General features: G+C 41.0%; 16 protein-coding genes. 7 read left to right on the top strand and 9 right to left on the bottom strand.

The window, feature by feature from the left end:
* The first annotated feature begins 4 nt into the window (after positions 1-4).
* Positions 5-5,584, top strand: a complete 5,580-nt coding sequence (locus tag R3X28_RS03415; RefSeq protein WP_317662404.1) for a T9SS type A sorting domain-containing protein — start codon at positions 5-7, stop codon at positions 5,582-5,584.
* A gap of 277 nt (positions 5,585-5,861) precedes the next feature.
* On the opposite strand, the gene R3X28_RS03410 is transcribed toward R3X28_RS03415, so the two are convergent.
* From R3X28_RS03410 to R3X28_RS03380, 7 genes are all read right to left on the bottom strand, one after another.
* The gene (locus R3X28_RS03410; protein ID WP_317662402.1) at positions 5,862-6,818 is read right to left on the bottom strand and encodes a TIGR01212 family radical SAM protein; all 957 of its coding nucleotides are present in this window, start codon (positions 6,816-6,818) and stop codon (positions 5,862-5,864) included.
* A 130-nt stretch (positions 6,819-6,948) separates the two neighbouring features.
* Entirely contained in the window at positions 6,949-7,227 is a 279-nt protein-coding gene (locus tag R3X28_RS03405; RefSeq protein WP_154363235.1) for a F0F1 ATP synthase subunit epsilon, read from the bottom strand.
* A 78-nt stretch (positions 7,228-7,305) separates the two neighbouring features.
* Positions 7,306-8,814 (bottom strand): F0F1 ATP synthase subunit beta, encoded by a 1,509-nt coding sequence (gene atpD, locus R3X28_RS03400; protein WP_154363238.1) that lies wholly within the window; start codon positions 8,812-8,814, stop codon positions 7,306-7,308.
* Positions 8,815-8,986: 172 nt separating this feature from the next.
* Complete coding sequence (locus R3X28_RS03395) at positions 8,987-11,737, bottom strand: TonB-dependent receptor (RefSeq protein ID WP_317662399.1); 2,751 nt, start codon at positions 11,735-11,737, stop codon at positions 8,987-8,989.
* A gap of 196 nt (positions 11,738-11,933) precedes the next feature.
* Positions 11,934-13,781 carry a glutamine--fructose-6-phosphate transaminase (isomerizing) gene (gene glmS / locus R3X28_RS03390; RefSeq protein ID WP_282053715.1) on the bottom strand — a complete coding sequence of 616 codons (1,848 nt, stop codon included), beginning with the start codon at positions 13,779-13,781 and terminating at the stop codon, positions 11,934-11,936.
* A 165-nt stretch (positions 13,782-13,946) separates the two neighbouring features.
* A complete protein-coding gene (locus R3X28_RS03385; protein WP_317662396.1) occupies positions 13,947-15,824 on the bottom strand; it encodes a DUF4270 domain-containing protein in 1,878 nt (625 codons plus the stop codon).
* 5 nt (positions 15,825-15,829) lie between these two features.
* The gene (locus R3X28_RS03380; protein WP_317662394.1) at positions 15,830-16,639 is read right to left on the bottom strand and encodes a glycogen/starch synthase; all 810 of its coding nucleotides are present in this window, start codon (positions 16,637-16,639) and stop codon (positions 15,830-15,832) included.
* Between the two features lie 104 nt (positions 16,640-16,743).
* Between R3X28_RS03380 and panC the strand changes: the two genes are divergently transcribed.
* The 5 genes from panC (at position 16,744) to radA (ending at position 21,533) form a co-directional block, all read left to right on the top strand.
* Positions 16,744-17,589 carry a pantoate--beta-alanine ligase gene (gene panC, locus R3X28_RS03375; RefSeq protein ID WP_317662392.1) on the top strand — a complete coding sequence of 282 codons (846 nt, stop codon included), beginning with the start codon at positions 16,744-16,746 and terminating at the stop codon, positions 17,587-17,589.
* Positions 17,590-17,602: 13 nt separating this feature from the next.
* On the top strand, positions 17,603-17,953 hold the full coding sequence (panD, locus tag R3X28_RS03370; protein WP_154363248.1) for an aspartate 1-decarboxylase: 351 nt from the start codon (positions 17,603-17,605) through the stop codon (positions 17,951-17,953).
* 4 nt (positions 17,954-17,957) lie between these two features.
* Positions 17,958-18,923 carry a lysylphosphatidylglycerol synthase transmembrane domain-containing protein gene (locus tag R3X28_RS03365; protein WP_154363249.1) on the top strand — a complete coding sequence of 322 codons (966 nt, stop codon included), beginning with the start codon at positions 17,958-17,960 and terminating at the stop codon, positions 18,921-18,923.
* A 27-nt stretch (positions 18,924-18,950) separates the two neighbouring features.
* Positions 18,951-20,093 carry an alpha/beta hydrolase gene (locus R3X28_RS03360; protein ID WP_317662389.1) on the top strand — a complete coding sequence of 381 codons (1,143 nt, stop codon included), beginning with the start codon at positions 18,951-18,953 and terminating at the stop codon, positions 20,091-20,093.
* Positions 20,094-20,171: 78 nt separating this feature from the next.
* Positions 20,172-21,533, top strand: coding sequence for a DNA repair protein RadA (gene radA / locus R3X28_RS03355; protein WP_154363252.1), 1,362 nt, complete (start codon positions 20,172-20,174; stop codon positions 21,531-21,533).
* Positions 21,534-21,637: 104 nt separating this feature from the next.
* On the opposite strand, the gene R3X28_RS03350 is transcribed toward radA, so the two are convergent.
* Positions 21,638-22,678 (bottom strand): NADP(H)-dependent aldo-keto reductase, encoded by a 1,041-nt coding sequence (locus tag R3X28_RS03350; RefSeq protein WP_317662387.1) that lies wholly within the window; start codon positions 22,676-22,678, stop codon positions 21,638-21,640.
* Positions 22,679-22,740: 62 nt separating this feature from the next.
* Positions 22,741-23,502 carry an exodeoxyribonuclease III gene (locus R3X28_RS03345; protein WP_317662385.1) on the bottom strand — a complete coding sequence of 254 codons (762 nt, stop codon included), beginning with the start codon at positions 23,500-23,502 and terminating at the stop codon, positions 22,741-22,743.
* A 164-nt stretch (positions 23,503-23,666) separates the two neighbouring features.
* On the opposite strand from R3X28_RS03345, the gene R3X28_RS03340 reads away from it, so the two are divergent.
* Entirely contained in the window at positions 23,667-24,185 is a 519-nt protein-coding gene (locus R3X28_RS03340) for a hypothetical protein (RefSeq protein ID WP_317662383.1), read from the top strand.
* The last annotated feature ends 24 nt before the right edge of the window (positions 24,186-24,209 follow it).

Below are 24,209 nucleotides of genomic sequence, written 5' to 3'. Positions count from 1 at the left end.
GCCTATGAAAACGAATATAAGATTTATAAGATTATTATTGGCCCTGTTATTCTCAGCTTCAATATTCTCTTTTGTAAATGCTCAAACTACAAGATATAAGGTAGAATTTGATTTAGACGTTGATGTGCCTAGAAATGGCACTAGTTTTGGGTCATATTCTATTAAAACAAATCCAGGCTCCAGGACCTTAGTTAGTGTTGGTTCTACTGATATGGGAACAACCATGGGAAGCAATCAAGTAATTATGGATGAAGTCAAAGAATACCCTTTTTCGGTGACCGATTGGACAATTTCATCCAATTTTTATATAAACATGATGACAGAAACATGTAATGAAAGTCGAGATGTTCCATATTATGGTGCATATATTCCACCTACGGAATTTTTTGGCTGCGTAAATGTTACTGTTAGAGAATCAACCATTTTAAAACTTGAGAATTTAATAGACTTACGAGATAGAATTTACCCAGGCTCAAATCAAATTGATTGTAATGGTGTCAATGTTGCTGTCGTAGATCCCATTTGGAATTTTAAATACAGATTAAAAGCTAGATTGAATAATGAATCGGAAGTTACCGTCTTAGAATACGCAGAGCATTCCTCACATGCATTATTGACTAGAACAGGAGCTCTGGCCAATGTGCCTTATAATGAACCATTCCAGGTTTGGGTAGAATATGTAGAAAACCCTGTGAACGATTATGATACATCGGATGAAATCATATATAGCTTTGTGCCCTGTCCGCCAGAACTGGAACAAGATCCGCCTCTAGTTAACAACCCCAGTTGTTATGGTGCAACCGATGCTAGCATAAACATGACACTAAAAGAAGAGCTGGAACCAACCAAAAATCTCATTGTCGGGCTTTACAAAAAAGATACGGCAACGGATTACTCATCGGTAGGTCCACAAATAACGCTTACTTCCAGCGATTTCAATAATAGAAGTTATACCTTTAGCCCCAATATCCGTTTGGAAGATGGACTTTATAGACTAGAATGGCTGTATGATGACGGGAGTGCTGAAGGGGTTAGTTCTGATTTTTCTATTGATGAGCCCAATGAGATTTTATTTAACGAAATTATAGTCGATCCCCTCTGTAGAAACGGGAACGATGGTTCTGTTACTATTGAACCCCAAGGTATTGGCATGTTTCGCTACAGTTTAAAAAAACCATCAGACAACAACTTTGCCCCAATTCTACAGACTACACCTGCTTTTTCGAATTTGAGTGCCGGAGTTTATATAATCGAGGTGGCAGAACTAGGAAATCTAGATTGTTTTGTGTCTAAAACAATTACTTTAGAAGACCCAGTTAGTGGGCCCGTAATGCTAACAACTGATTATACTCAGCAAATCGTAGATGGGGCTGGTACAATAGAGGTTTCAGCAACTGGTGGCAATCCAACATACACTTTCAATTGGAAAAAAGACAATGTTGCCCTACCCCAAACATCCAACAGACTGGAAAACTTAGGGTATGGGGTATATACTGTTTTTGCAACCGATGCCATAGGTTGTAATACCGATCTCATAACCATAACCCTAGAGCCCTTTCCTCCTCTATTAGTAAGTATTTCCCCTATTGGCGAAATCAACTGTGAGGGTGATACTGCGCAACTTAGGGCAAACCCGACGAATGGGTCTGGTACAGGTTTCTCTTATATGTGGTTCCAAGGGGACATAGATACAGGTACACCACTATCGGGCAATACAAATACAATAAACGCAGGGGCAGGTTCTTATTCGGTACAGGTCACAGACGATGCCTTTAATACAGCAACAACAACCTATAACCTTGATTATGTAGACCGCAATACAGGAAATCCTATCACAAATGTTCTTACCGTAACAGTTTCCGACAACGTGGATATTGAGTGTAAAGGGGAGAATAACGGGCGAATAGCCCTCGATATATCGGGCGGTACCGGAAATTATGAGGTGTTTTGGGACGGGTCCCTTACTCCAGGGCCTCAAGACAACAATACACTTTCATATGGTAATCACACCTATGAAGTATTTGATGGTAATTGTAGTGTTTCGGGTGGCCCTATTTTTATTGATGAACCTGATGATTATTTCTTGGTTTCCGCCTCTTCAACAGATGCTACAACTAATGGTGGTGATGAAGGAACGATAACTTTGAACATAACAGGAGGGTCTGGCAACTATACCTACGCTTGGTATAAGGATGGAAGTGCCTTCTCCCCGATAAACGGTGCTACTGCCAATGAATTCGAAGGGTTCCCAACAGGAAATTATCAAGTTATTGTTTCGGAAACCAATGGCTCGGGGTGCACCGCTACACTGGAAAACACTATTTTCATAGACGAACCAGGTCCCTTAAGTTTAGGTACGCCAGAAGCTACTGTAGATCCAATTTTGTGTTTTGGTGAAAGTACGGGTAGAATAACCGCCAATTACACAGGCACCCCCCCATTTGAGTTTGTTTGGTACAATGTTGATACAGGTATTGAACTCAAACGAGGAGAAGAAGACTTCTTAGAAAATATAAATGTGGGCAACTATTCTTTTACCATAAATGATGCCTCCAACGCCGGCCCAATTTCAAGTGGCTCCTTAGAAATCGCCGGACCTTTGGCAGCCTTAAATGCTACAGCGATTTCAACCCCAATATCATGCTTTGGAAATTCCGATGGAACCATAACGATCAGTGCCAACGGCGGAACGGGAGGCTTACAATATCAAATAACCGGTAGACCATTACAGAATAGCCCTTTGTTTGAAAATCTTGCAAGCGGTACGTATTCCGCAACTATTATAGACCAAAATGGATGTACTTATAACCTTCCTGATACAATAGAGATCATTGAACCCGATTTGATTCAAATCGATGATTTCCTTGTAACCCCAGCAACTTTTTCTGGTGCCACTGATGGCCAAATAAGTATAGATGTATCGGGGGGGGCAACGCCTTATACCTACAGTTGGACAGGGCCTGGAATTACAATCCCAAGGACCACAAAGGATATCGATGCGTTAACAACGGGTAATTATACGGTAGAGATCACCTCCCCAGGCAATCAGGGGGCAATTGATGGTTGTTATCTTACCCAAACTTTTTTTGTTTCAGAACCGGGACCATTGAACCTTCCCGACCTGAGTCCGACAAATATCAGTTGTTCTGGGGCTAATGACGGGGCTATTACCTCCGCCGCTCAAGGCACAGGCACCATTGATTATGTATGGGAAAAGGATGGATCTATCATTAATGGTCAAACGGGACCTGACTTAACAAATCTTGGACCAGGTACATATTCCCTTACCGTTAGTGATGAGACCAGTAACCCTTCGGTAACCAAATCGGTAACCCTTACCGAACCTACCCAACTCACCGCCCAGGCGTTCACTACCGATGTCACTTGCTTTGGTGCGGAAGATGGCGGTGTAGTGATAACCCCCGATGGGGGAACACCGGGTTACAGTTATTCCATCGATGGGGGGATCAACTATCAGAGTGGTAATTCCTTCTCCGGTTTAGCAGCGGGCGACCATACCGTTAGGGTACAGGATACCAATCTATGTACCGTGGACGTCGATTTCACCATCACCGAACCCCAACCCATTGCCATTACCCTTGACCTGCAACGATCCTTGTCCGCCGCAAATGCTACCGATGGGGCCATAAGCATTACCGCCTTTGGGGGCACCGGTGCATTGACCTATGTTTGGACGGGACCTGCCGGATTCACCCCTCCTACGGATAACAGTGATGATATCGCTGACCTTCCCGGTGGTACCTATACCCTTGTGATTACCGATGACAATTTTACCGGAAATTTGGCCACGGGTTGTTATTTTACCCAGGATTTCACCATTACCGAACCTGGGGAACTTTTGGTATCCCTGGCACAGACCGTTTTCCTTGAATGTAACGGGAACGATTTTGCCGAGATCACGGCTACTGTTCAAGGAGGGGTATCCCCCTATTCGCTTGAATGGTTCGATACCACCGATGGATCCGATGACCTTCTTCCCGAAACCAGTGAGATCATAGGTGGCCTGACCGCAGGGACCTATTTCGTTAGGGTAACCGATGCCAATGGGATCATCAAGGATTCCGATCCCATTACAGTGACAGAACCGGACCTTCTGGAAATAACCTTGGAAAATACCATAAACGTATTATGTAACGGTGAGGAGACCGGGGCCATCGATATTTCGGTCAGTGGGGGTACAATGCCCTATGAATTCTATTGGGACAATGGGGCCAATTCCGAGGATATCACGGATTTGGCCGCTGGTGAATATACTATCGAAGTGGTGGATGCCAACAGCTGTTCCACCGATTTGGCCATTACCATATCGGCACCCGACAATCCCCTTGAGATCAGCAATGTCTCCTTGATGGATGCCTCCGAATATCAAGCTATGGATGGAAGTATCGTCCTTGAAATCAGTGGAGGTCAACCCGCCTACGACATATCCTGGTCAAGGGCCTCCGACGGGGCGATCATTGGAAACACCTCAGAGTTATTAAACCTGGGCGCGGATACATATACCGTGGTAATTACCGATAACAATAGTTGTTCAGTTATGGAAACATACCAGATCACCGAACCCGATATCGTTGAGGAGACCCTTATGCAACCGATATGTTCAGGGGAATCCAACGGGAGTATCTCCTTGCTTGTCAATCAAGGCAATGGCAATTACGGCTATTCATGGTCCACAGGGGAAACCACCAATAGCATCGAGAACCTGGCTGCCGGGGAATATTCGGTGACCATTACCGGACTGCCCAACGGTACCATAGAAAGAACATATCTTTTGGAAGATCCATTGCCCCTGAACGTTGACCTAGGCGATAATCGGGTACTCTGTGCCGAACAGGAACTGTTACTCGATGCAACGGTGGAAGACGCCACCGCAACTTATTCCTGGACCTCGGATAATGGGTTTATAAGCGCGGAACCATTTATTGTAGTGAGTGAAAAAGGTGATTATACGGTTACCGTGCAATCCGCTACAGGGTGTACCGCTACCGGTAGTATCTCCATCGATAAGAGCTCCGATGAGATATCCGCTGAACTTGCAGTGTCAAGCCAGGTCTTCGTTGGGGAAACCGCCGTTCTTGTGGATATCAGCTACCCCCTTCCCGAAACCACCGAATGGATCCTGCCCGAAGGGGCCCAAGTACTTCTACAGGATAGCGACGAGGCCGAGATCGTATTCGCCGAGGCAGGGGAATATCAAGTGGGTATCCTTACCAAAATAGGGGAATGTATGGCACAACAGACCAAGACCATCATCGTGATCGACAATGACCCAACGATCAATGAAGCGGATAACAAAAACGGCCAACGCCTGGTCGAGGATTTCTTGGTCTACCCCAACCCCACCGATGGCAGGTTCACCGCTGAAGTGAACCTCACCGAACGTGGCAATATCAGTATAAAAGTGTTTAGCCTGGCCAACAATGCCCTGATGGCATCCGAAAAAGGTCAGGGAAAGACCGCATACAGCATCCCCTTCGATATCTCGGGACTGCCTTCGGGCGTATATGCCGTACTGCTCGAAACACCCTACGGGAACTCACTGAGGAAGATCATCGTTAGGTAAGGGTGTTGGACTATTATAAAATTCTGCGTATAGCAGGATCGTGCAGAATGGGTGATGGGTTTACCACATCCCTTCTGCGGGCATCCCCTTCACTTCGACTGCGCTCAGTGTAGGCAAAGGGGGGGGATAGAAAATGAGGAAATATTAAAAATGGAAAAGCAATTCATACCAAATGGCCTTGGTACGAGCACCACACTCATTACGGAACTAGGGTAAAAGTATTCCCTGAGAGATATTATAGGGCTATTCTAGTGCCTACTCGAAGATGGCATCCACTTTAAGACCCTAGGCATATGACCTTTTCGGGTTTATAATATTTCCCCTGCCAGGTATCTTTGGCCTTTAGTTTTTGGTCGATCCTATCCAATATTTCCTGTTTCCGGATACCTCCCCATTTTGGGGCAACCAACAACTCTTTCGGGGCCTCACTTATAAAGCGTTCAATAACAATATCTGGCCGTAAATACCCTATAAAATCGGTAACAAAATTTATATATGTTTCTAAGGTAAATAGATTGAAATTTTCTGGGTTCCGTTTATACTGCACTGCCATTACGGAGTTCCTTACAATCTGTAAATGATGTATTTTCAAGGTATCAATGGGTAATTTGGACAATTTCACGGCATGCTGCATTAAATCGTTTTTGGATTCCCCAGGCAATCCCATGATGATATGCGCCCCTAGATGAAACCCCTTGTCCTTGCACTTTTCAAAGGTTGCTATCGTATCACTAAAGGTATGGCACCGATTGATATCCAAAAGTGTTTTTTCATTGGTACTTTCAACCCCAAAATCCAGCGAAATAAAATAATCCTTCGACAATTCTTCCAAATAGGCTATAACCTCATCCGAAATACAATCCGGGCGCGTACCGATAACCAACCCGACCACGTTGGGAACACTTAAGGCCTCTTGGTACATCGCTTTAAGGGATTCCAAATCTGAATAGGTGTTCGTATAGGCCTGGAAATAAGCGAGGAATTTCTTGTTCTTACCGCGTTTGGCAAAAAACTCGATCCCTTCCTGCAACTGTGCGACAATACTTTTTTGGGGTTCGCAATAATCGGGATTAAAGGTATTGTTGTTGCAATAGGTACAACCGCCATATCCCTTGGAACCATCCCGGTTAGGACAGGAGAAACCAACATCCAAAGAGATTTTCTGCACCCGTTCCCCAAAATGCAACTTTATAAAAGAATTATAATCATTATATCGCTTTCCTATAAAATCCATTCAGAATAGCTTGAGTTACTTCCTAATGAAGATTCATTCCTTTTTCCCATGTTTATCCACCCACGGAAAACTATACTATAAAAAAAGCCCTGACAGAATGGTCAGGGCTTTTTAAAATCGTTATTCATATTCAATCCGCTAAAACAATGACCTTATTGTCTTTCATTTCAACAGTACCGCTGCTAATGGCCAAGACCGTCTTGCCCTTGGCATCTTGCGTGAATTTATTTTGATATTCCTCCGCTATGGTAATAGTACCATCTACAACAACATTACCTTGTTGTAACAATGAAACTACAGGGGCGTGATCTTTCAACATTTGAAATTCCCCATTAATACCCGGAACTGTAACAGAATTTACTTCTCCTGCAAATAAGGTAGCTTCTGGGGATACAATTTCTAAATACATAGTTTTTCGATATTCAGCATTCAGTATTCAGTATTCAGTAGCTCAATGCAGACTGCACACCTATTACTGCTTACAAATTTATGCTTCAGCCAACATTTTCTCACCAGCTTCGATAGCTTCTTCGATCGTACCTTTAAGGTTAAAGGCAGATTCTGGCAAGTGATCCAATTCACCATCCATAATCATATTAAAGCCTTTAATGGTTTCCTTGATATCTACCAAAACACCTGGGATACCGGTAAACTGCTCCGCAACATGGAAAGGTTGTGAAAGGAAACGTTGTACACGTCTTGCCCTACCAACAGCCAATTTATCTTCCTCGGACAGTTCTTCCATACCTAAGATGGCGATAATATCCTGAAGTTCTTTATAGTGTTGTAATAACTCTTTCACCCTTTGAGCACAGGCATAATGATCCTTACCTAAAATCTCAGCGGTCAAAATCCTAGATGTGGAATCCAATGGATCCACTGCAGGATAAATACCCAACTCAGCAATTTTACGTGAAAGTACCGTAGTTGCATCCAAGTGGGCAAATGTTGTGGCCGGTGCTGGATCCGTTAAATCATCCGCAGGTACGTAAACCGCCTGTACTGAAGTAATAGAACCTCTTTTGGTTGATGTAATACGTTCTTGCATGGCACCCATTTCAGTTGCCAATGTAGGTTGGTAACCCACGGCAGAAGGCATACGCCCCAATAGTGCAGATACTTCTGAACCCGCTTGCGTAAAACGGAATATATTATCAACGAAGAACAAAACATCCTTTCCTTGACCTTCCCCTGCCCCATCACGGAAATATTCAGCAATGGTCAATCCTGAAAGTGCCACTCGAGCACGTGCTCCAGGAGGTTCGTTCATTTGTCCGAAAACGAAGGTAGCTTTAGACTCCTTCATAGCTTTCTTATCTACTTTTGATAAATCCCATCCGCCTTCTTCCATAGAGTGCAAAAAGTCATCACCATATTTAATAATACCTGATTCCAACATTTCACGAAGTAAGTCGTTTCCTTCACGGGTACGTTCCCCTACCCCTGCGAAAACTGAAAGTCCACCATGACCTTTGGCGATGTTATTGATCAATTCCTGGATCAATACGGTTTTCCCTACACCTGCACCACCGAACAATCCAATCTTACCCCCTTTTGCATAAGGTTCGATCAAATCAATTACTTTAATACCTGTAAAAAGCACTTCCGTAGAAGTAGAAAGATCTTCGAATTTTGGTGCTTCACGGTGAATTGGCAAACCATCATTTCCGGTTTTAGGTAAATTACCGATACCGTCGATAGCGTCACCGATTACGTTGAACAAACGTCCGTAAATATCATCACCTACCGGCATTTGAATTGCGCTTCCTGTGGCGACAACCTCAACTCCACGGCTTAAACCATCGGTAGAATCCATAGAAATGGTCCTAACCGTGTTTTCACCAATATGGGATTGTACCTCCAAAACCAAAATCGAACCATCTTTGTTAATGATTTCAAGTGAATCATAGATTTTTGGCAGTTCTGATTCAGACTGAAATTCAACATCTACAACTGGCCCAATGATCTGGGAAACTTTACCTGTAATTTTCGACATTACTAACGTATTTATGTTTTTGATTTCTAGACCTTACAGGTCTCTATTTCTTGCACTAAAGGCTGCAAAGATATGTTTTTCAATTTTAAATTGAAATGCTTTTCTCGCCTTTTTTCAAAAAGCGAAAAGACGCCTGTTTAAGCGCCTTTATCACTAGTTAACTTGTTTTATTCTAATTGTTTATCGTCCATGACAGATAAAATTGGGAACCGATATAACCTGTACCCACAGCAGTAACATACTCATCTCCCAAAAGGTTCGAAGCACCCAATTTAAATATGGATTTAATACTTGGAACGGTATAATTTACCTGTGCATCCAACACACTGAACGAAGGAATATCCCCTGTTGCAAATGAATTTTCCCATAAATAAGTATCCGTCCATCTATAGTTCACGTTAAAACCAAAGTTCTCAAAAAGTTCAGTGTTCCCGAAAGAGGCCTTAACCTTGTGCTTCGGGGTATTGAACTGTGGTTGAAAGTCGGGATCGGACGTCTCATCAAAATCGAAATCGGAAAACGTATAATTAACACCAAAATCGAAATTACCGAATACTTGGGCTTCTATTCCCGCAGTAACCCCATAAGAAGATATATCGGCCAATGAATTGGTATATACATTAAAAGGTTGATAATCGCCATTCTGAAGTGCCAATAATGACAATCCGCCATCACCTGCCTCTCCATATTTAGGGGCCAATACAATTTTTTGGGAGATAAAATCTTGATAATCATTGTAATAACCACTAATATCAATGACCACTTGTCCCAATTGGCCCCTATACCCTAGTTCCAATGCCGTAACTTTTTCCGGTTTTACCAAAGGGGTGCTCACCGCCTCGGGAGCACCTTGTTCTACAGAAGTGGCAGAATATGCGTTCTCATAGGCATCCCTACCTGTCATAGTAACCATGCCAGACCCCACAATGGCTTCCCCATTAGTGGATAGGGGCACATCAACCACATAACGATCCAAATTGTCTTCTGCCGAGCCCACCAATAATGCACGACCGGCATTCAGCCCTATATAAAGATCTTGGGTAGTCGGATTTCTAAAACCAGTTTGGAAGGATCCCCTAAAATTATGGTTTCTATTTTCCCCGACCGTATAAGTCAATGAGGCCCTAGGGGAAACAAACCCGTCAAAAAGTTCATTTTTATCATATCGCACCGAACCGGTGAACTTGATACGGTCATCCATGAATTTTTTCTGGAGCTGCGTATAGATTCCAAATTCATGATATGGGATAGCCCCATCAGTATCGGTAAAAATTGTTCCTTGTGAATTCAATTCATACTCCCTAAAAGAACCCCCGATTTGAATATCGGCAAAGTTTTCCGTTATATGGCTAAAATTGTAATTAGCATCTACATGACGTAGTTTGGTGTTGTCTATAAACCTTGCTCCCGTTGTTAAATCCCCATCGGCGATTACAGAATTAAAGACTCTTTCGAATTCAGGGGTTCCAGGAATCAATCTTCCCGTATCGGCAGCGGCCCTTGCGGCTGCATGTGCAGTAGCATCATCAAGCTGAACACCAGTACCTACACCGAGTTTTGCACCGATAAAAGTTGTCGCATAATCCGTGAACCATTCGGTATCGCCTTTCCATTGTCTATTGACATTTATACCTGCAAACCTTGTGTCATAAGAGTTACCGGCATTTTCAGCTGTGATATACCCCCTTACGAAAAAGTTGTTGTTCTTAAATTCCAATTTGTGCTGCTGTAAAGAAAATCCATCTATATAATAGCGGTTAGCACCTTGGTATATCGTAGAACCACGACCTACCCTACCATTATAGATAATCTCAAAATCGGTAGCGAAAGGTCTATAATGAATCGCTCCATCAAATTTAACACTCTGGGCGTCGTAACTGTTCAAATCGCGTTCGGCATAACCCGTTCTCGAAACCAAAGCCGTGCCTACAGTACCGGATGGAAGTCCTGCCAAGGTATCAAAGTTCAAAACCGTAGAAACCTCATCACCATAAATGTTCAAACCATCATAAGCTGGATCAGCCCTTGTAAAACCCGGATTGGTCAAATCTTCCTCACTTACGGCATACCAGTCGGTGCCTTCCATTAAAGAAAAACTCGCCTTAACCGCCAATTTATCACTAAAGGCATGTGCCGCACGAATACCGATATCATAATATTCGTTATCACCAGCAGCTTCTTGGGAGGTTATACCCGTCTTCAAATATGTACTTATTCCTTGAAAATCGAAGGGATTCTTACTACGCATGAAGAGAATACCATTAAAAGCATTTGCACCATAAAGAGCAGAAGAAGCACCAGGCAATATCTCTACACTTTGCACATCAAGATCGTTCATACCTACTAGATTACCAAGAACGAAATTCAACGCTGGGGAGGAATTATCCATACCGTCTACCAATTGCATAAAACGCGTATTGGCGAAACTTGCGAAACCACGGGTATTTATGGATTGGAAAGTTAAACTGTTCGTATTGACATCTACTCCCTTTAAATTTTCCAATCCACCATAAAATGATGCCGAAGCGGTATTTTGAATTTCCTTTAAACCAAAACGTTCTACCGAAACAGGGGATTCGAACAGTCGTTCCGGAGTCCTTGAAGCAGAAATGACGATTTCATCGAGCATGGTGTGTGCCTCATCAAGAACAATTGTGATTTTTTCATTATTAGAAGTCACATCAGCAGTAGTATCGGTATATCCGATACTTGAAATTTTTAATTTGAAGGGGGGAGTTTCAGAAGTTTTTAAAGTAAAATTACCGTCAAAATCCGATACTGCTCCTACTGCCTTGCCGACAATAATCACATTAGCCCCTGGAATAGGTTCATTGTTATGGTCAACAACATTACCTGAAACCGTTGTTTGGGCAAACCCAAAGGCGCCCAACATCATTAAGGATAAAAAAAGTATCGCTCTCATTATTGTATAAGTTAAATTAGTTTGTCGCCAATATACAGTTTTTTTCATATTGAAAAATGAAAATACCATAAAATTATGCATGCATAGTAGTTTTTTTCTAAGAATATCACCTTATTATTGCGTAATATGCAAATAATGACCAAAAAAGGCCATGATTTACATCATGGCCTTTTTTGTATTTTCGAGATAATTCTTGTTATTCCACCGTTACCGATTTTGCTAAATTCCGTGGTTGATCCACATTACAACCCCTCATTACCGCAATATGGTAAGACAGTAATTGCAAAGGAATGGTTGTTAATAATGGCGTTAAACTTTCTAAGGTTTCAGGTACTTCGATAACATGGTCGGCCAATTCCCTAACTTGTGTATCCCCTTGGGTAACAATTGCAATGATTTTCCCTTTTCTAGATTTTATTTCTTGGATATTGCTCACTACTTTTTCGTAATGTCCCTTATTGGTAGCAATGACAATGACTGGCATTTGCTCGTCTATCAAAGCAATCGGACCATGTTTCATCTCCGCAGCTGGGTAACCTTCGGCATGGATATAGCTGATTTCCTTCAATTTCAAGGCCCCTTCCAAAGCAACCGGGAAATTATACCCTCTACCCAAATACAGGCAATTAGTTGAATCTTTATAAACATCGGCAATAATCTCTACCAATGGATTGGCTTCTAGGGCCTTTTCCACTTTGGCAGGAATCGTTTCCAACTCAGTTAAATACTCGTGGAACCTAGAAGTTGAAAAATGACCTTTCTCCTTGGCCAATTTCAAGGCCAATAAAGTCAAAACGGTTATTTGTGTGGTAAATGCTTTTGTTGAAGCAACCCCGATTTCCGGTCCTGCGTGGGTATATGCACCGGCATGGGTTTCCCTTGCTATGGATGAACCTACAACATTACACACCCCAAACACGAAAGCTCCTTTTTCCTTGGCCAATTTTATTGCCGCCAAGGTATCGGCAGTTTCCCCGGATTGGGATATGGCTATCAGTACATCGTTTTCTGTAATTACAGGATTCCTATATCTAAATTCGGATGCATATTCAACTTCGACCGGTATACGGGCCAAATCCTCAAATATATATTCAGCTACCAACCCTGCGTGCCATGATGTACCACAGGCAACGATTATAATTCTATTGGCATTAAGGATTTTTTCTAAATGTTGATCAACACCGGCCATTTTTATTAAACCTTGGCCCGCTAACAAACGTCCTCGATAGGTATCCATAATGGCCCTAGGTTGCTCATATATCTCTTTAAGCATAAAATGATCATAGCCCCCCTTTTCAATTTCCTCCAAATTCATCTGAAGTTCCAAAATATTAGGGTATGCTATAGCATCGTCCTTTATTTTTCTTAATTTTATTTCTTTGCCTAACCGAATAATGGCCATCTCCTCATCTTCAAGGTAAACGGCATTATTAGTGAACTCAATGAAAGGTGAGGCATCAGACGCTATGAAAAATTCATTCTCACCGATTCCTATGGCCAAAGGACTGCCTAGCTTGGCAACAACGATCTCATCCGGTTTTTTCTTGTCAAAAACAGCAATGGCATAAGCCCCAACAGCTTGATTAAGCGCTATTTGAACAGCTTTTCCCAACTTGGCCCCTTCACTTTTCTGAACTTCTTCAATAAGGTTCACCAACACTTCGGTATCGGTGTCTGAAGTAAACACATACCCCCTATTGATCAATTCCTTTTTCAGTGATTCGTAATTTTCTATGATTCCGTTATGTATGATCACCAAATCCCCGGAATTGGAATAATGCGGATGGGAATTCACATCATTGGGAATACCATGGGTGGCCCATCGGGTATGACCAATACCTAAAGTTCCTTCCAAAGAAATAGTTGCTTCCGATTTTTGTTTTAAATCCTCAACCTTGCCTTTGGTTTTTGAAAGATTTATTTCATTCCCGTCGAACAACGCGATTCCCGCACTATCATAACCGCGGTATTCCAAACGTTGAAGTCCTTTCACTATAATCGGATAGGCATCCCTATGTCCAATATAACCTACAATTCCGCACATAATATATTATTTCGTTAAATGGCTTTAAAAAGTATTCAAACAAATATAATTTTAAGATCTAAAAATACTTGCTATGTTAGATGTAAAACGCTAAAAATCTGCAAGTGGTATAATACCATCGCTTTATAACATTCCAAACCTTGAATATGGGGGAAGATTTTTTCGCTAATTATCCGTTTCTGTATAGAAAATTTCCAGTTTCAATTTCTTGTCACCGTTGCCATCTGTAGCACCGTGGAGAACTGTTCCTAACGGACTCAAGGTAGAAACGGCAGGTATTTCTATTTCACTACCATCTTCGAACATCGCATTACTGAATACATTCAACACATCAATATCAATGGATGGTGTACTCGTAAGCCCTAGAGTAGCATTGTCTTCATCACGAACAATCAGATCATTGATGAAATCGGTTATTCTAATCGTATACTTTTCACCTGTACCATCTGAAGATTTTTCAATAACCCCATCATAATTAAGGTAAGCTCCAAAAAGTGCCAAAGATTCAAAATCATTCAACTCAGTGAAAGTGTTTATCAGTGATGTTTGTTCATCCAGATTATGTAAATATAATCGGGCCGGTTCTATGATACCACCTTGTGAACCAATAGCCTCTTGATCAACGTAAAAAACCAGATTGGCCTCGTTTATAATCCAATTATTACTTTTAATTTGATCTATTATCGCTTGGGCCTCAGCTTCGGCCTCTGCAAACAATTTTAATTCCGTATAAGTTCCTGCACCACCTTTTACATAGATTCGTTCCGCATTTTCGCCAGTATCCAGGGCATCGGAAATATTTACGGGATAGGTTTCGTTTTGAAAGGTATTGACGGAATTTCCTGCTGTATTCAAATTTGCCAAACTAAAAACAAATTCCCCTTGTTCCTCATATACTTCATCATCAGAAGTATCATCCGAAGTACTATTGGTATCTACCTTATTATAATGATAATACATGGTAACAGAAGCCGAACTTAAATCCAACATCAACATTACATCTTGCGAAATCGACTCAACGGATAGGTGTATTCCCCTAATGAACTCATTGAAATTTGCTTGACTCAAAAGTTCTGTTCCACCTTCTTTATCCAAAATGTTCTCTTGAAAAAAGGTATTGTCCAAAGGCACACGAATTCCCGGATCTAACCTAGTGAATATTTCGGACTCATCATCATCGGTATCTTCATCATCCTCTTGAAGCAATAAAAATTGCTCATCATCTATTTCATATTCCCCTTCATAAAGTACATCTGAGACAAAATTAGGCGAGAATTGTTGTGATGAAAAATACTCCTGAGCCTCTTGAAAATCGGCATCAGGGTCTAAATCCCTTAAAAAGTAAGTTGACCTTTCCACTTTGAACCTAAAGGATGTTTCAACATCCCTATCATACATTCCGCCATTAACATAGATACTGTCAATATCTACCTTTTTCGCGTAATTGTTCAACAAAGTGGAATCATCATCTGCATCATTGACACCATCTCCGTCAGAATCGGGATTAAGTGGATCCGTTCCTCCTGAACTTTCTTGAATATCGGTCAACCCATCCCCATCCGTATCACTAGCAGAATCTTCTGGATCAATATCAAAGACATCCAATACCCCATCATTGTCTGAATCACCTTGAGGATTTTTCAAATATGGAATATATAGGTAAACGGAATCAATAACCTCCATTTCAGGAATAGTACTTACAAGATCATCAGTATCGGAATTATCCTCGGTTACTTGGGAATATGTGCCAAAAGAAGGATTGGCCCTTGATAACACCAATTGGGAAGTTATACGTGCTTCGGTCTTTCCATATATGGCATCATCGTATGTTCCCAACTGATATATGGGCAACCTATTTGCCTTTACAGCACTGACCTTCTTATTATATGCAAACACATCAAATTCCGCCTTATCGGTAGTAAAAGCCTGACCCCCAATTACCTCTGAACCAATGGTTGTAATTTCATCTTCACAGGAAACCCCTGCAAAAACAATTAAAATACCCAAAAGCATGGGGAATTCAATTCGCTTAAGAAAACTCATTTAGATTATTTTAAAACTTCAGTGGTATAGAACTTGGCATATGCTTCTTCAAAACCTTGTAAAGGAACATAGGACAACACGGGTTTTTCTAGGTTGGATATATGGCTTTGCAATTCTTCCGGAATTTCTTCTGCCGCTAAAATAACAGCATCGGAATAATCTACCGCCACTTTTAACAAATTATTATAATTCGGTGTTTTTAGGGCTTCTATACTGTCTACGGACACACCGTCAAAAGCGATTTTATGTATCATGTCCTTATCAAGTTCCCCTTCAAAACCTTGTCCGTATACCGAAGTAACGATTTTACTTTCACCAAATAAAGGTTCATCGGCATAGTACTTTTTCAGATATAGGGGTAAAAGGGAGGCCATCCACCCATGTACATGTATGATATCTGGAGACCAATTTAATTTTTTAACGGTTTCAACAACACCTTTGGCAAAGAAAATGGCCCTTTGGTCATTATCCTCAAAAAGGTTGCCATCGGCATCGGTAAAAGTAGCCTTTCGCTTAAAATATTCTTCGTTATCAATAAAATATACTTGAATACGTTCTTTAGGGATAGAGGCTACCTTAATGATCAATGGCATATCCATATCATTGATTACCAAATTCATTCCCGAGAGACGTATAACCTCATGCAGTTGATGCCTACGTTCATTGATGTTACCATATCGTGGCATAAAAATCCTAATCTGACCACCATTACTGTTGACCATTCTTGGTGTTTCGTATGACATTAAGGAAACTTCGTTCTCTGGAAGGTAGGGGACTAACTCTGAAGATACAAACAATATCTTTTTACCATTCATAAAAGCAATATTTTATTTATCTTGAAAAGATTGCTGCAAAATTACAAAAATTATGCAGATTAGCAGTATTTATAGTAAGTTTGCTCCCTTTTTAAATGTAAACCATGCTGTTGATCAAATCCAGGAAACAATTAAAAGACCACCTTTCCCCATTGAAAAAAAACGGTAGTCTGGGCCTTGTGCCAACGATGGGAGCCCTACATATAGGACATGCCTCATTGGTAGAACGTGCGGTTAAGGAGAATTCTTCCGTGGTCGTGAGCATCTTTGTCAACCCCACCCAATTCAACAACCCCGAAGATCTTGACAATTATCCGCAGACCTTAACTGCCGATATTGAAATTCTTGAAAAAATATCCGATCAAATTATTGTCTTTGCCCCGAACATTCAAGAAATGTACACCGAAAAGGTCGTATCGGACACCTATGATTTTGATGGACTTGACAAAGTGATGGAAGGTGCTTTTAGGGAAGGGCATTTCAATGGCGTTGGAACAATCGTTGAGGCCTTGTTGAATTTAGTACAGCCGAACAAAGCATATTTTGGGGAGAAAGATTACCAACAACTACAGATTATCAGGAAACTTGCCGAAATACGTAATATACCCGTAGAAATTATTGGCTGCCCTATTGTCAGGGAGGCCAACGGTCTGGCCTTTAGTTCAAGAAACGAAAGATTATCCAAAAAAATAAGGAATGAAGCTTCCTTTATTTATAAAACCCTGATTACTGCCAAAAAGAAATTTGGCACGAAAAGTGCTACACATGTAATAGAATGGGCAAGCCAACAGTTTAAAGAACATCCGGATTTAGAGCTCGAATATATTCAAATTGCCCAGGCAGATACTTTAGAACCGATTATAAATAAACATCAAGATAAAAAATATAGGGCGTTTATTGCCGTTTATGCAGAAGGAGTTCGACTCATAGACAACATAGCGCTGAATTAATTAACTTTGTGCCATGCAAATAGAAGTAGTAAAATCTAAAATACACCGAGTAAAAGTTACCGGTGCAGACCTTAACTATATCGGTAGTATTACCATAGATGAGGATTTGATGGATGCTGCAAACATTATCCAAGGCGAAAAAGTGCAGATCGTGAACAACAATAACGGGGAGCGATTGGAAACTTATGCCATTCCCGGACCAAGAGGTAGTGGTGAACTTACCTTGAACGGTGCAGCTGCACGTAAAGTTGCCGTTGGTGACGTATTGATATTGATAACATATGGCCAAATGGATATCGAAGAGGCCAAAAAATTTAAACCGGCTTTGGTTTTTCCAAATGAAGCGACGAACCTCTTAAACTGATTATTTGGCGACATCGATTAAAAAGTCCTTAAAAACCATACTCCCAATAGCCTTGGGAGTTTTTTTGGTTTGGTACTGGTATAATTCAACGTCTGAATCGGATAGGGAACAGATCATATACCACATTACCAACGCCGATTTGTTTTGGGTAAGCATGTCGATAATACTAGGCATCATAGCTTATCTGGCAAGGGCCATTCGATGGAATTACCTGTTAAGGCCTTTAGGTTACCAACCAAAATTAAGCAACAACCTTCTGATTATCCTAATTTCCTATTTTGCCAATTTGGGCATCCCTAGGTCAGGTGAGATTTTGCGGGCCACGGCATTGACCACTTATGAGGGCGTTCCTTTTGAAAAAGGATTCGGAACCATAGTTACCGAAAGGGTCATAGATTTGATCATGCTCTTAACCATAATAACCACTACACTTTTTCTTCAAACAGAGATAATCCTCGGGTTTTTACAGGACAAAGGTGTTGATTTCAATAAAATCTTATTATTACTCGCTATTGGTTTAGTGGCAGCAATATTCTTTTTCCTATTCATAAAAAAATCTACCCACGGTTTTGCTTTGAAAATCAAAAAATTCGTCAAAGGCTTACTAGATGGGGTATTGAGTATTTTTAAAATGAAGAACAAATGGTCTTTCGTGTTTTACACGATTGTTATCTGGGCCTGTTATATAGGTATGTTCGTCGTTATTAAAAATACAGTTGCGGAAACCGTTGAATTGACCATAAGCCAGCTTTTGGTTGCCTTTGTAGCTGGGGCTTTTGCCATCACCACAACGAATGGTGGTGTAGGCTTGTATCCAATAGCCGTAAGCAAGGCATTGGCCATTTTCGGTATCTCTAAAGTGTCGGGAGACGCCTTTGGTTGGATCATGTGGATTTCCCAAACCATTGTTGTAGTGGTTTTCGGGGCAATATCTTTTCTGGTATTGCCGTTATTGAACAGAAACCGGTAACAACATAAGTTACCCAAAAGCTGTTTTATGCAACGTTTACTTGTACTTTTTACTTTTCTTGTTTGCTTTGGGGCCAATTCCCAAATAACGAAAGAAATCTTCGAATCCTTTAAACTTCAAGAAAGAAGGGATGTAAGTTATTATTTTCCAGAGGATTATAACAAAGACAAAAAGCACCCTCTTATTGTGGTCCTCGACGCTGATTACCTTTTTGAACAAGTGGTGGCGACCTCTAAATATTATAGTAGGTTCCACGGTATGCCAGAATCTATTGTTGTAGGTATTCACCAAAGCAAGGAAAGTATTCGCTTAGACGATTGCGCCTTTGATAGGGAGACGGGGTTACCAGAAGAAAAAGGGAACAAATTTTTTGAATTCTTAGGAATGGAAATTATCCCATATCTAGATTTAAATTACAATACCGCACCCTTTAAAATGATAGTAGGCTATGATATTACCGCCAATTTTGAAAACTATTGGTTATTTAAGGATAGGTCACTTTTCAATGCCTATATCAATATCTCGCCAACACTGGCCCCGGATATGGAAACCCATGTACCCTCAAGGCTTCAGGCTTTGGACCAACAGATATTTTATCAATTGATCCTAGAAGGTGAAAAGAGCAAGGATACGCCCAGGATTCTAGCCATGGATAAAGCAATAAAGGCTATTGAAAAAGAGACTTTGCACTATTATTTTGACCAATACCCCAGTGCCGATCACTTATCTGTTGTTACCTATGGCTTAGGTAAAGCGTTTGACAATATTTTTGGAATGTTCAAACCCATAAGTCCAAAGGAATACAAAACACAGATATTGACATCCGAAGAGCCGGTATTCAACTACTTGGAAAACAAATACACCAGTATAGAAAGTCTGTTCGGAATCAAAAAATCGGTTGACCTCAACGACGTCATGGCCATCTATGCCGGTTCAAGGAAAAAAGAGGATTTTGAATCCCTAAAACCTTTATCCGATTTATGTAAGGCGGAATTCCCTGACACTATGTTGGGCTTCTATTTTGAAGGCGAATATTATGAGCAATTGGGTGAACCCAAAAAAGCGTTACGAACCTTTGAAAAGGCATTTGGGATGGATGAAATCGATTTTCTTACCAAAGAAATGGCACTTGAAAAAATCGATGCTTTAAAAGCTGATTTCGGATATTGAAATATGGTGGTAAAACCAACAAAGACCTGAATTTTTTAAAACTTTACTTTATCTTTAGCCAGAACCAAAAACAAGGTAATGGCTAAAACCAAAACAGCTTTTTTTTGCCAAAACTGTGGCACCCAATACGCCAAATGGGTAGGGCAATGCACCGCCTGTAAGGAATGGAACACGGTCGTGGAAGAGGTAATCCAGAAAGAGGAGAAAAAAGGATGGAAAAACCCTACCAACACCACAAAAAAGACAGCAAGACCGCTACGTGTAAATGAAATAAGTGTAGACAAGGAACTACGGATAAATACATATGACCTAGAATTCAATCGGGTCTTAGGTGGGGGTATCGTTCCCGGTTCATTGGTGTTGTTGGGAGGGGAACCCGGTGTTGGTAAAAGTACCCTATTGCTCCAAATTGCCTTAAAACTCCCATATAAAACGTTGTATGTATCTGGGGAGGAAAGTCAAAAACAGATTAAAATGCGAGCGGATCGCATACTTCCCAATAGCGAAAATTGCTATATTCTAACGGAAACGAAAACACAGAATATCTTTCAACAAATCGGAGCCATGGAACCTGATATTGTGGTTATTGACTCTATACAGACCTTACATTCCGATTACATTGAATCCGCTGCCGGAAGCATTTCGCAAATTCGGGAATGTACCGCCGAACTTATCAAATTCGCCAAAGAAACCAATACACCGGTGATATTGATCGGCCACATTACAAAAGACGGCTCAATTGCCGGGCCAAAGATTCTAGAACACATGGTAGATACCGTGCTACAATTCGAAGGTGACCGTAATTATGTATATCGTATTCTCAGGGCCTTAAAAAACCGATTTGGTTCTACCGCGGAACTTGGCATTTACGAAATGCAGGGCAGTGGCTTACGGGAAGTGAACAACCCATCCGAGATTTTGATTTCAAAGAATGACGAAGGCCTTAGTGGTACCGCAATAGCTTCGACCGTTGAAGGTATGCGACCATTGATGATAGAGATACAAGCCCTGGTGAGTACTGCAGTTTACGGCACACCCCAACGTTCGACTACGGGTTACAATGCCAAAAGATTGAATATGCTCTTGGCAGTCCTTGAAAAACGTGCGGGATTTAAACTAGGGGCGAAAGATGTATTTTTGAACATAACTGGCGGAATTTCCGTCGATGATCCCGCCATTGATTTAGCGGTTATCGCAGCTATTCTTTCGAGCAACTCGGATATTCCCATAGAAAAGGGTGTATGCTTTGCTGCCGAAGTCGGTTTGGCCGGTGAAATAAGGCCCGTTCAACGTGTTGAACAACGAATTCTCGAAGCTGAAAAACTAGGTTTCAATACCATCTACGTTTCCAAAAAAAATAAAATCAGCCTAACGAATCCCAAAATCAATATAGAACTTGTAGCAAGGATAGAAGATGTTGTAAGCAGTTTGTTCGCCTAACGCTTATCACGCATTATCCTTGCAGATACGAGGATTATGATAATTACCAGGACAATCAGGACAAGTTGCCCAAAACCAATTTTTAAAAAATACATAGTACGCTTTTAGGGTGATGTGTTGGGAATTTCATTATGTATTGCATTGATTCCTTCTAAAATCCCATCACTGAGATTCAAATCTATACTTCCAATATTTTCCTTTAACTGTTCCATTGTGGTAGCACCTACGATGGTACTGGTCAGGAACGGTCTTGAATTTACGAATGCCAAGGCCATTTGCGCCAGTGAAAGTCCATGCTCCTTTGCAAGATCATAATACTTACTGGTTGCTTTCGAAGCATTTTCACTTCCATATCTATTAAAATTCGGAAACAAGGCCAATCTCGAATTATCAGGCATATTACCTCCCAAATATTTACCACTAAGAACGCCAAAGGCCATAGGGGAATAGGCCAGTAAACCGATTTGTTCGCGCATCGATATTTCACTAAGGCCCACTTCGAAAAGTCGGTTCAACAAGCTGTACGGATTTTGAATCGTAATCATTCTAGGGAGACTTTCATGTACTTTGCTTTCCTCTAAATACCGCATTGTACCCCATGGGGTTTCGTTTGATATGCCCACTTTTCGAATTTTACCCTCCTTGATCAGGTCGCGCAATGTTTCGAGCACCTGATGAAAATTATCTTCCCAATGATCGGAGATATCATGGCTATAGCCTCTTTTTCCAAAATAATTCGTTGTACGTTCGGGCCAGTGCAATTGATATAGGTCAATATAATCTGTTTGAAGACGTTCTAAACTACCTTCGACAGCATTTATTATAGATTCACGTGAAAAACCTGTTGTTCGTATAAATTTGGAGTAGTCACCGTTACCTGCAATTTTAGAGGCCAATATAATTTGATCCCGATTTTTATTTTTTTTGAACCATGAACCAATGATTTTCTCTGTTTCACCCTGATAATCGGGGTGCGCAGGTACAGGATAAAGTTCGGCCGCATCAAAAAAATTAACCCCTTGATCAATGGCATAATCCATTTGTTCATGGCCTTCGGCCTCGGTATTTTGATTGCCCCAGGTCATGGTACCCAAACAAATTTTACTTACTTCAATATCAGTATGTGGTAATTTGGTGTAAATCATTAAAAACTATACGTATTATGTTCCTTATTAACTATAAAATCCCTTACCAGGAGGTTCCTTGCTTATTCCAATTCTACCATAATGGGGCAATGATCGCTATGCTTGGCGTCGGATAATATTACCGAACGCTTAATCTTACTTTCAAGGGGCTCGCTTACCATGCCGTAATCTAAACGCCACCCTTTGTTATTGTTCCGGGCATTTGCACGGTAGGTCCACCACGTATAGTTATGGGGCTCTTTGTTCAAATGCCTAAAACTATCAATAAAACCACTTTTCATAAAGTCACCTATCCACTCCCTTTCAACAGGTAAAAAACCGGAAACATTTTTGTTGCGCACCGGGTCATGTATATCAATCGATTGGTGGCAGATATTATAATCCCCAAGAATGATCAAATTGGGATATTCTTTTCTAAGATCGTCAACATATTTCTGGAATTCGGCCATATAATTCAACTTAAAATCCAACCGATCCATATTGGTTCCTGATGGCAAGTAAAGACTCATGATAGATACCCCATTAAAATCGGCACGCAAATTCCTTCCCTCAAAATCCATATAGTCGATTCCCGTGCCATAGACAACCTGCTCAGGTTTGTCCTTACTCAAAATGGCCACACCACTATACCCTTTTTTTTGGGCACTAAACCAATAATTATGTGAATATCCGGCCTCTTCGAACAAGGAAAGATCTAGTTGTTCTTTCATGGCCTTTATTTCCTGAAGGCATATAACATCAGGATCCGCAGCCTGTAACCAGTCTATGAAACCCTTTTTTATGGCGGCTCTTATTCCATTTACATTGTAGGATGCTATTTTCAACTTTTAAAATTTTAGCTAAAAATAAGGATTGTTTTTTGTTCGAAGGCCTACTCTACCACTTATCTAGAATCTAGATACAACTGGCTTAAATTTAATACGAGGTAACATTTTCGCTTGTTTGGTACAGGATTTGATTTGATCATGGTAGACAAACATTTTACGAAATGAAAAACATATTTTTAATATTGGCATTGGCAAGTACAAGTATAGCCAGCGCCCAGGCCTATCCCAGATTCAATAATGCTAACGAAATAAAGTTCAATATCGGACTGTTTTTGGCCAATAGTACGGTTGAAGGTTCTTATGAACATTTCTTAAATGAGGATACGAGTATCGGGGGAACAATATATTTTGATGACAATGCAACCGATTATAACGGAAATTTCGGAATCGGTCCCAATTTAAGGGCTTATTTCGGCTATATGCCCAGAAGTGGTTTTTTCGCAGAAGCCTTTGGACTTTATTATACCGGTGAGGACGAAATTGCCGAAACCGAACTCGGAGTTCGTAATAACGATTATAGCACCACGGCACTAGGATTGGGTTTTGGTAACAAATGGGTAACCCAAAGTGAGAAGTTCAGTTTGGAAATAAACGCAGGTATAGGCAGAAATATAAATCCGGAGGACTTTCAGGACGATTTTATGTTTCGAGCAGGATTGTCGATAGGCATTAGGTTCTGATCGTTTATAATCCACCTAAAAAAA

Source organism: Maribacter sp. TH_r10 (genome assembly GCF_033101095.1).
Classification (GTDB): Bacteria; Bacteroidota; Bacteroidia; order Flavobacteriales; family Flavobacteriaceae; genus Maribacter_A; species Maribacter_A luteus.
This window is presented reverse-complemented; position numbering and strand designations above follow the sequence as displayed.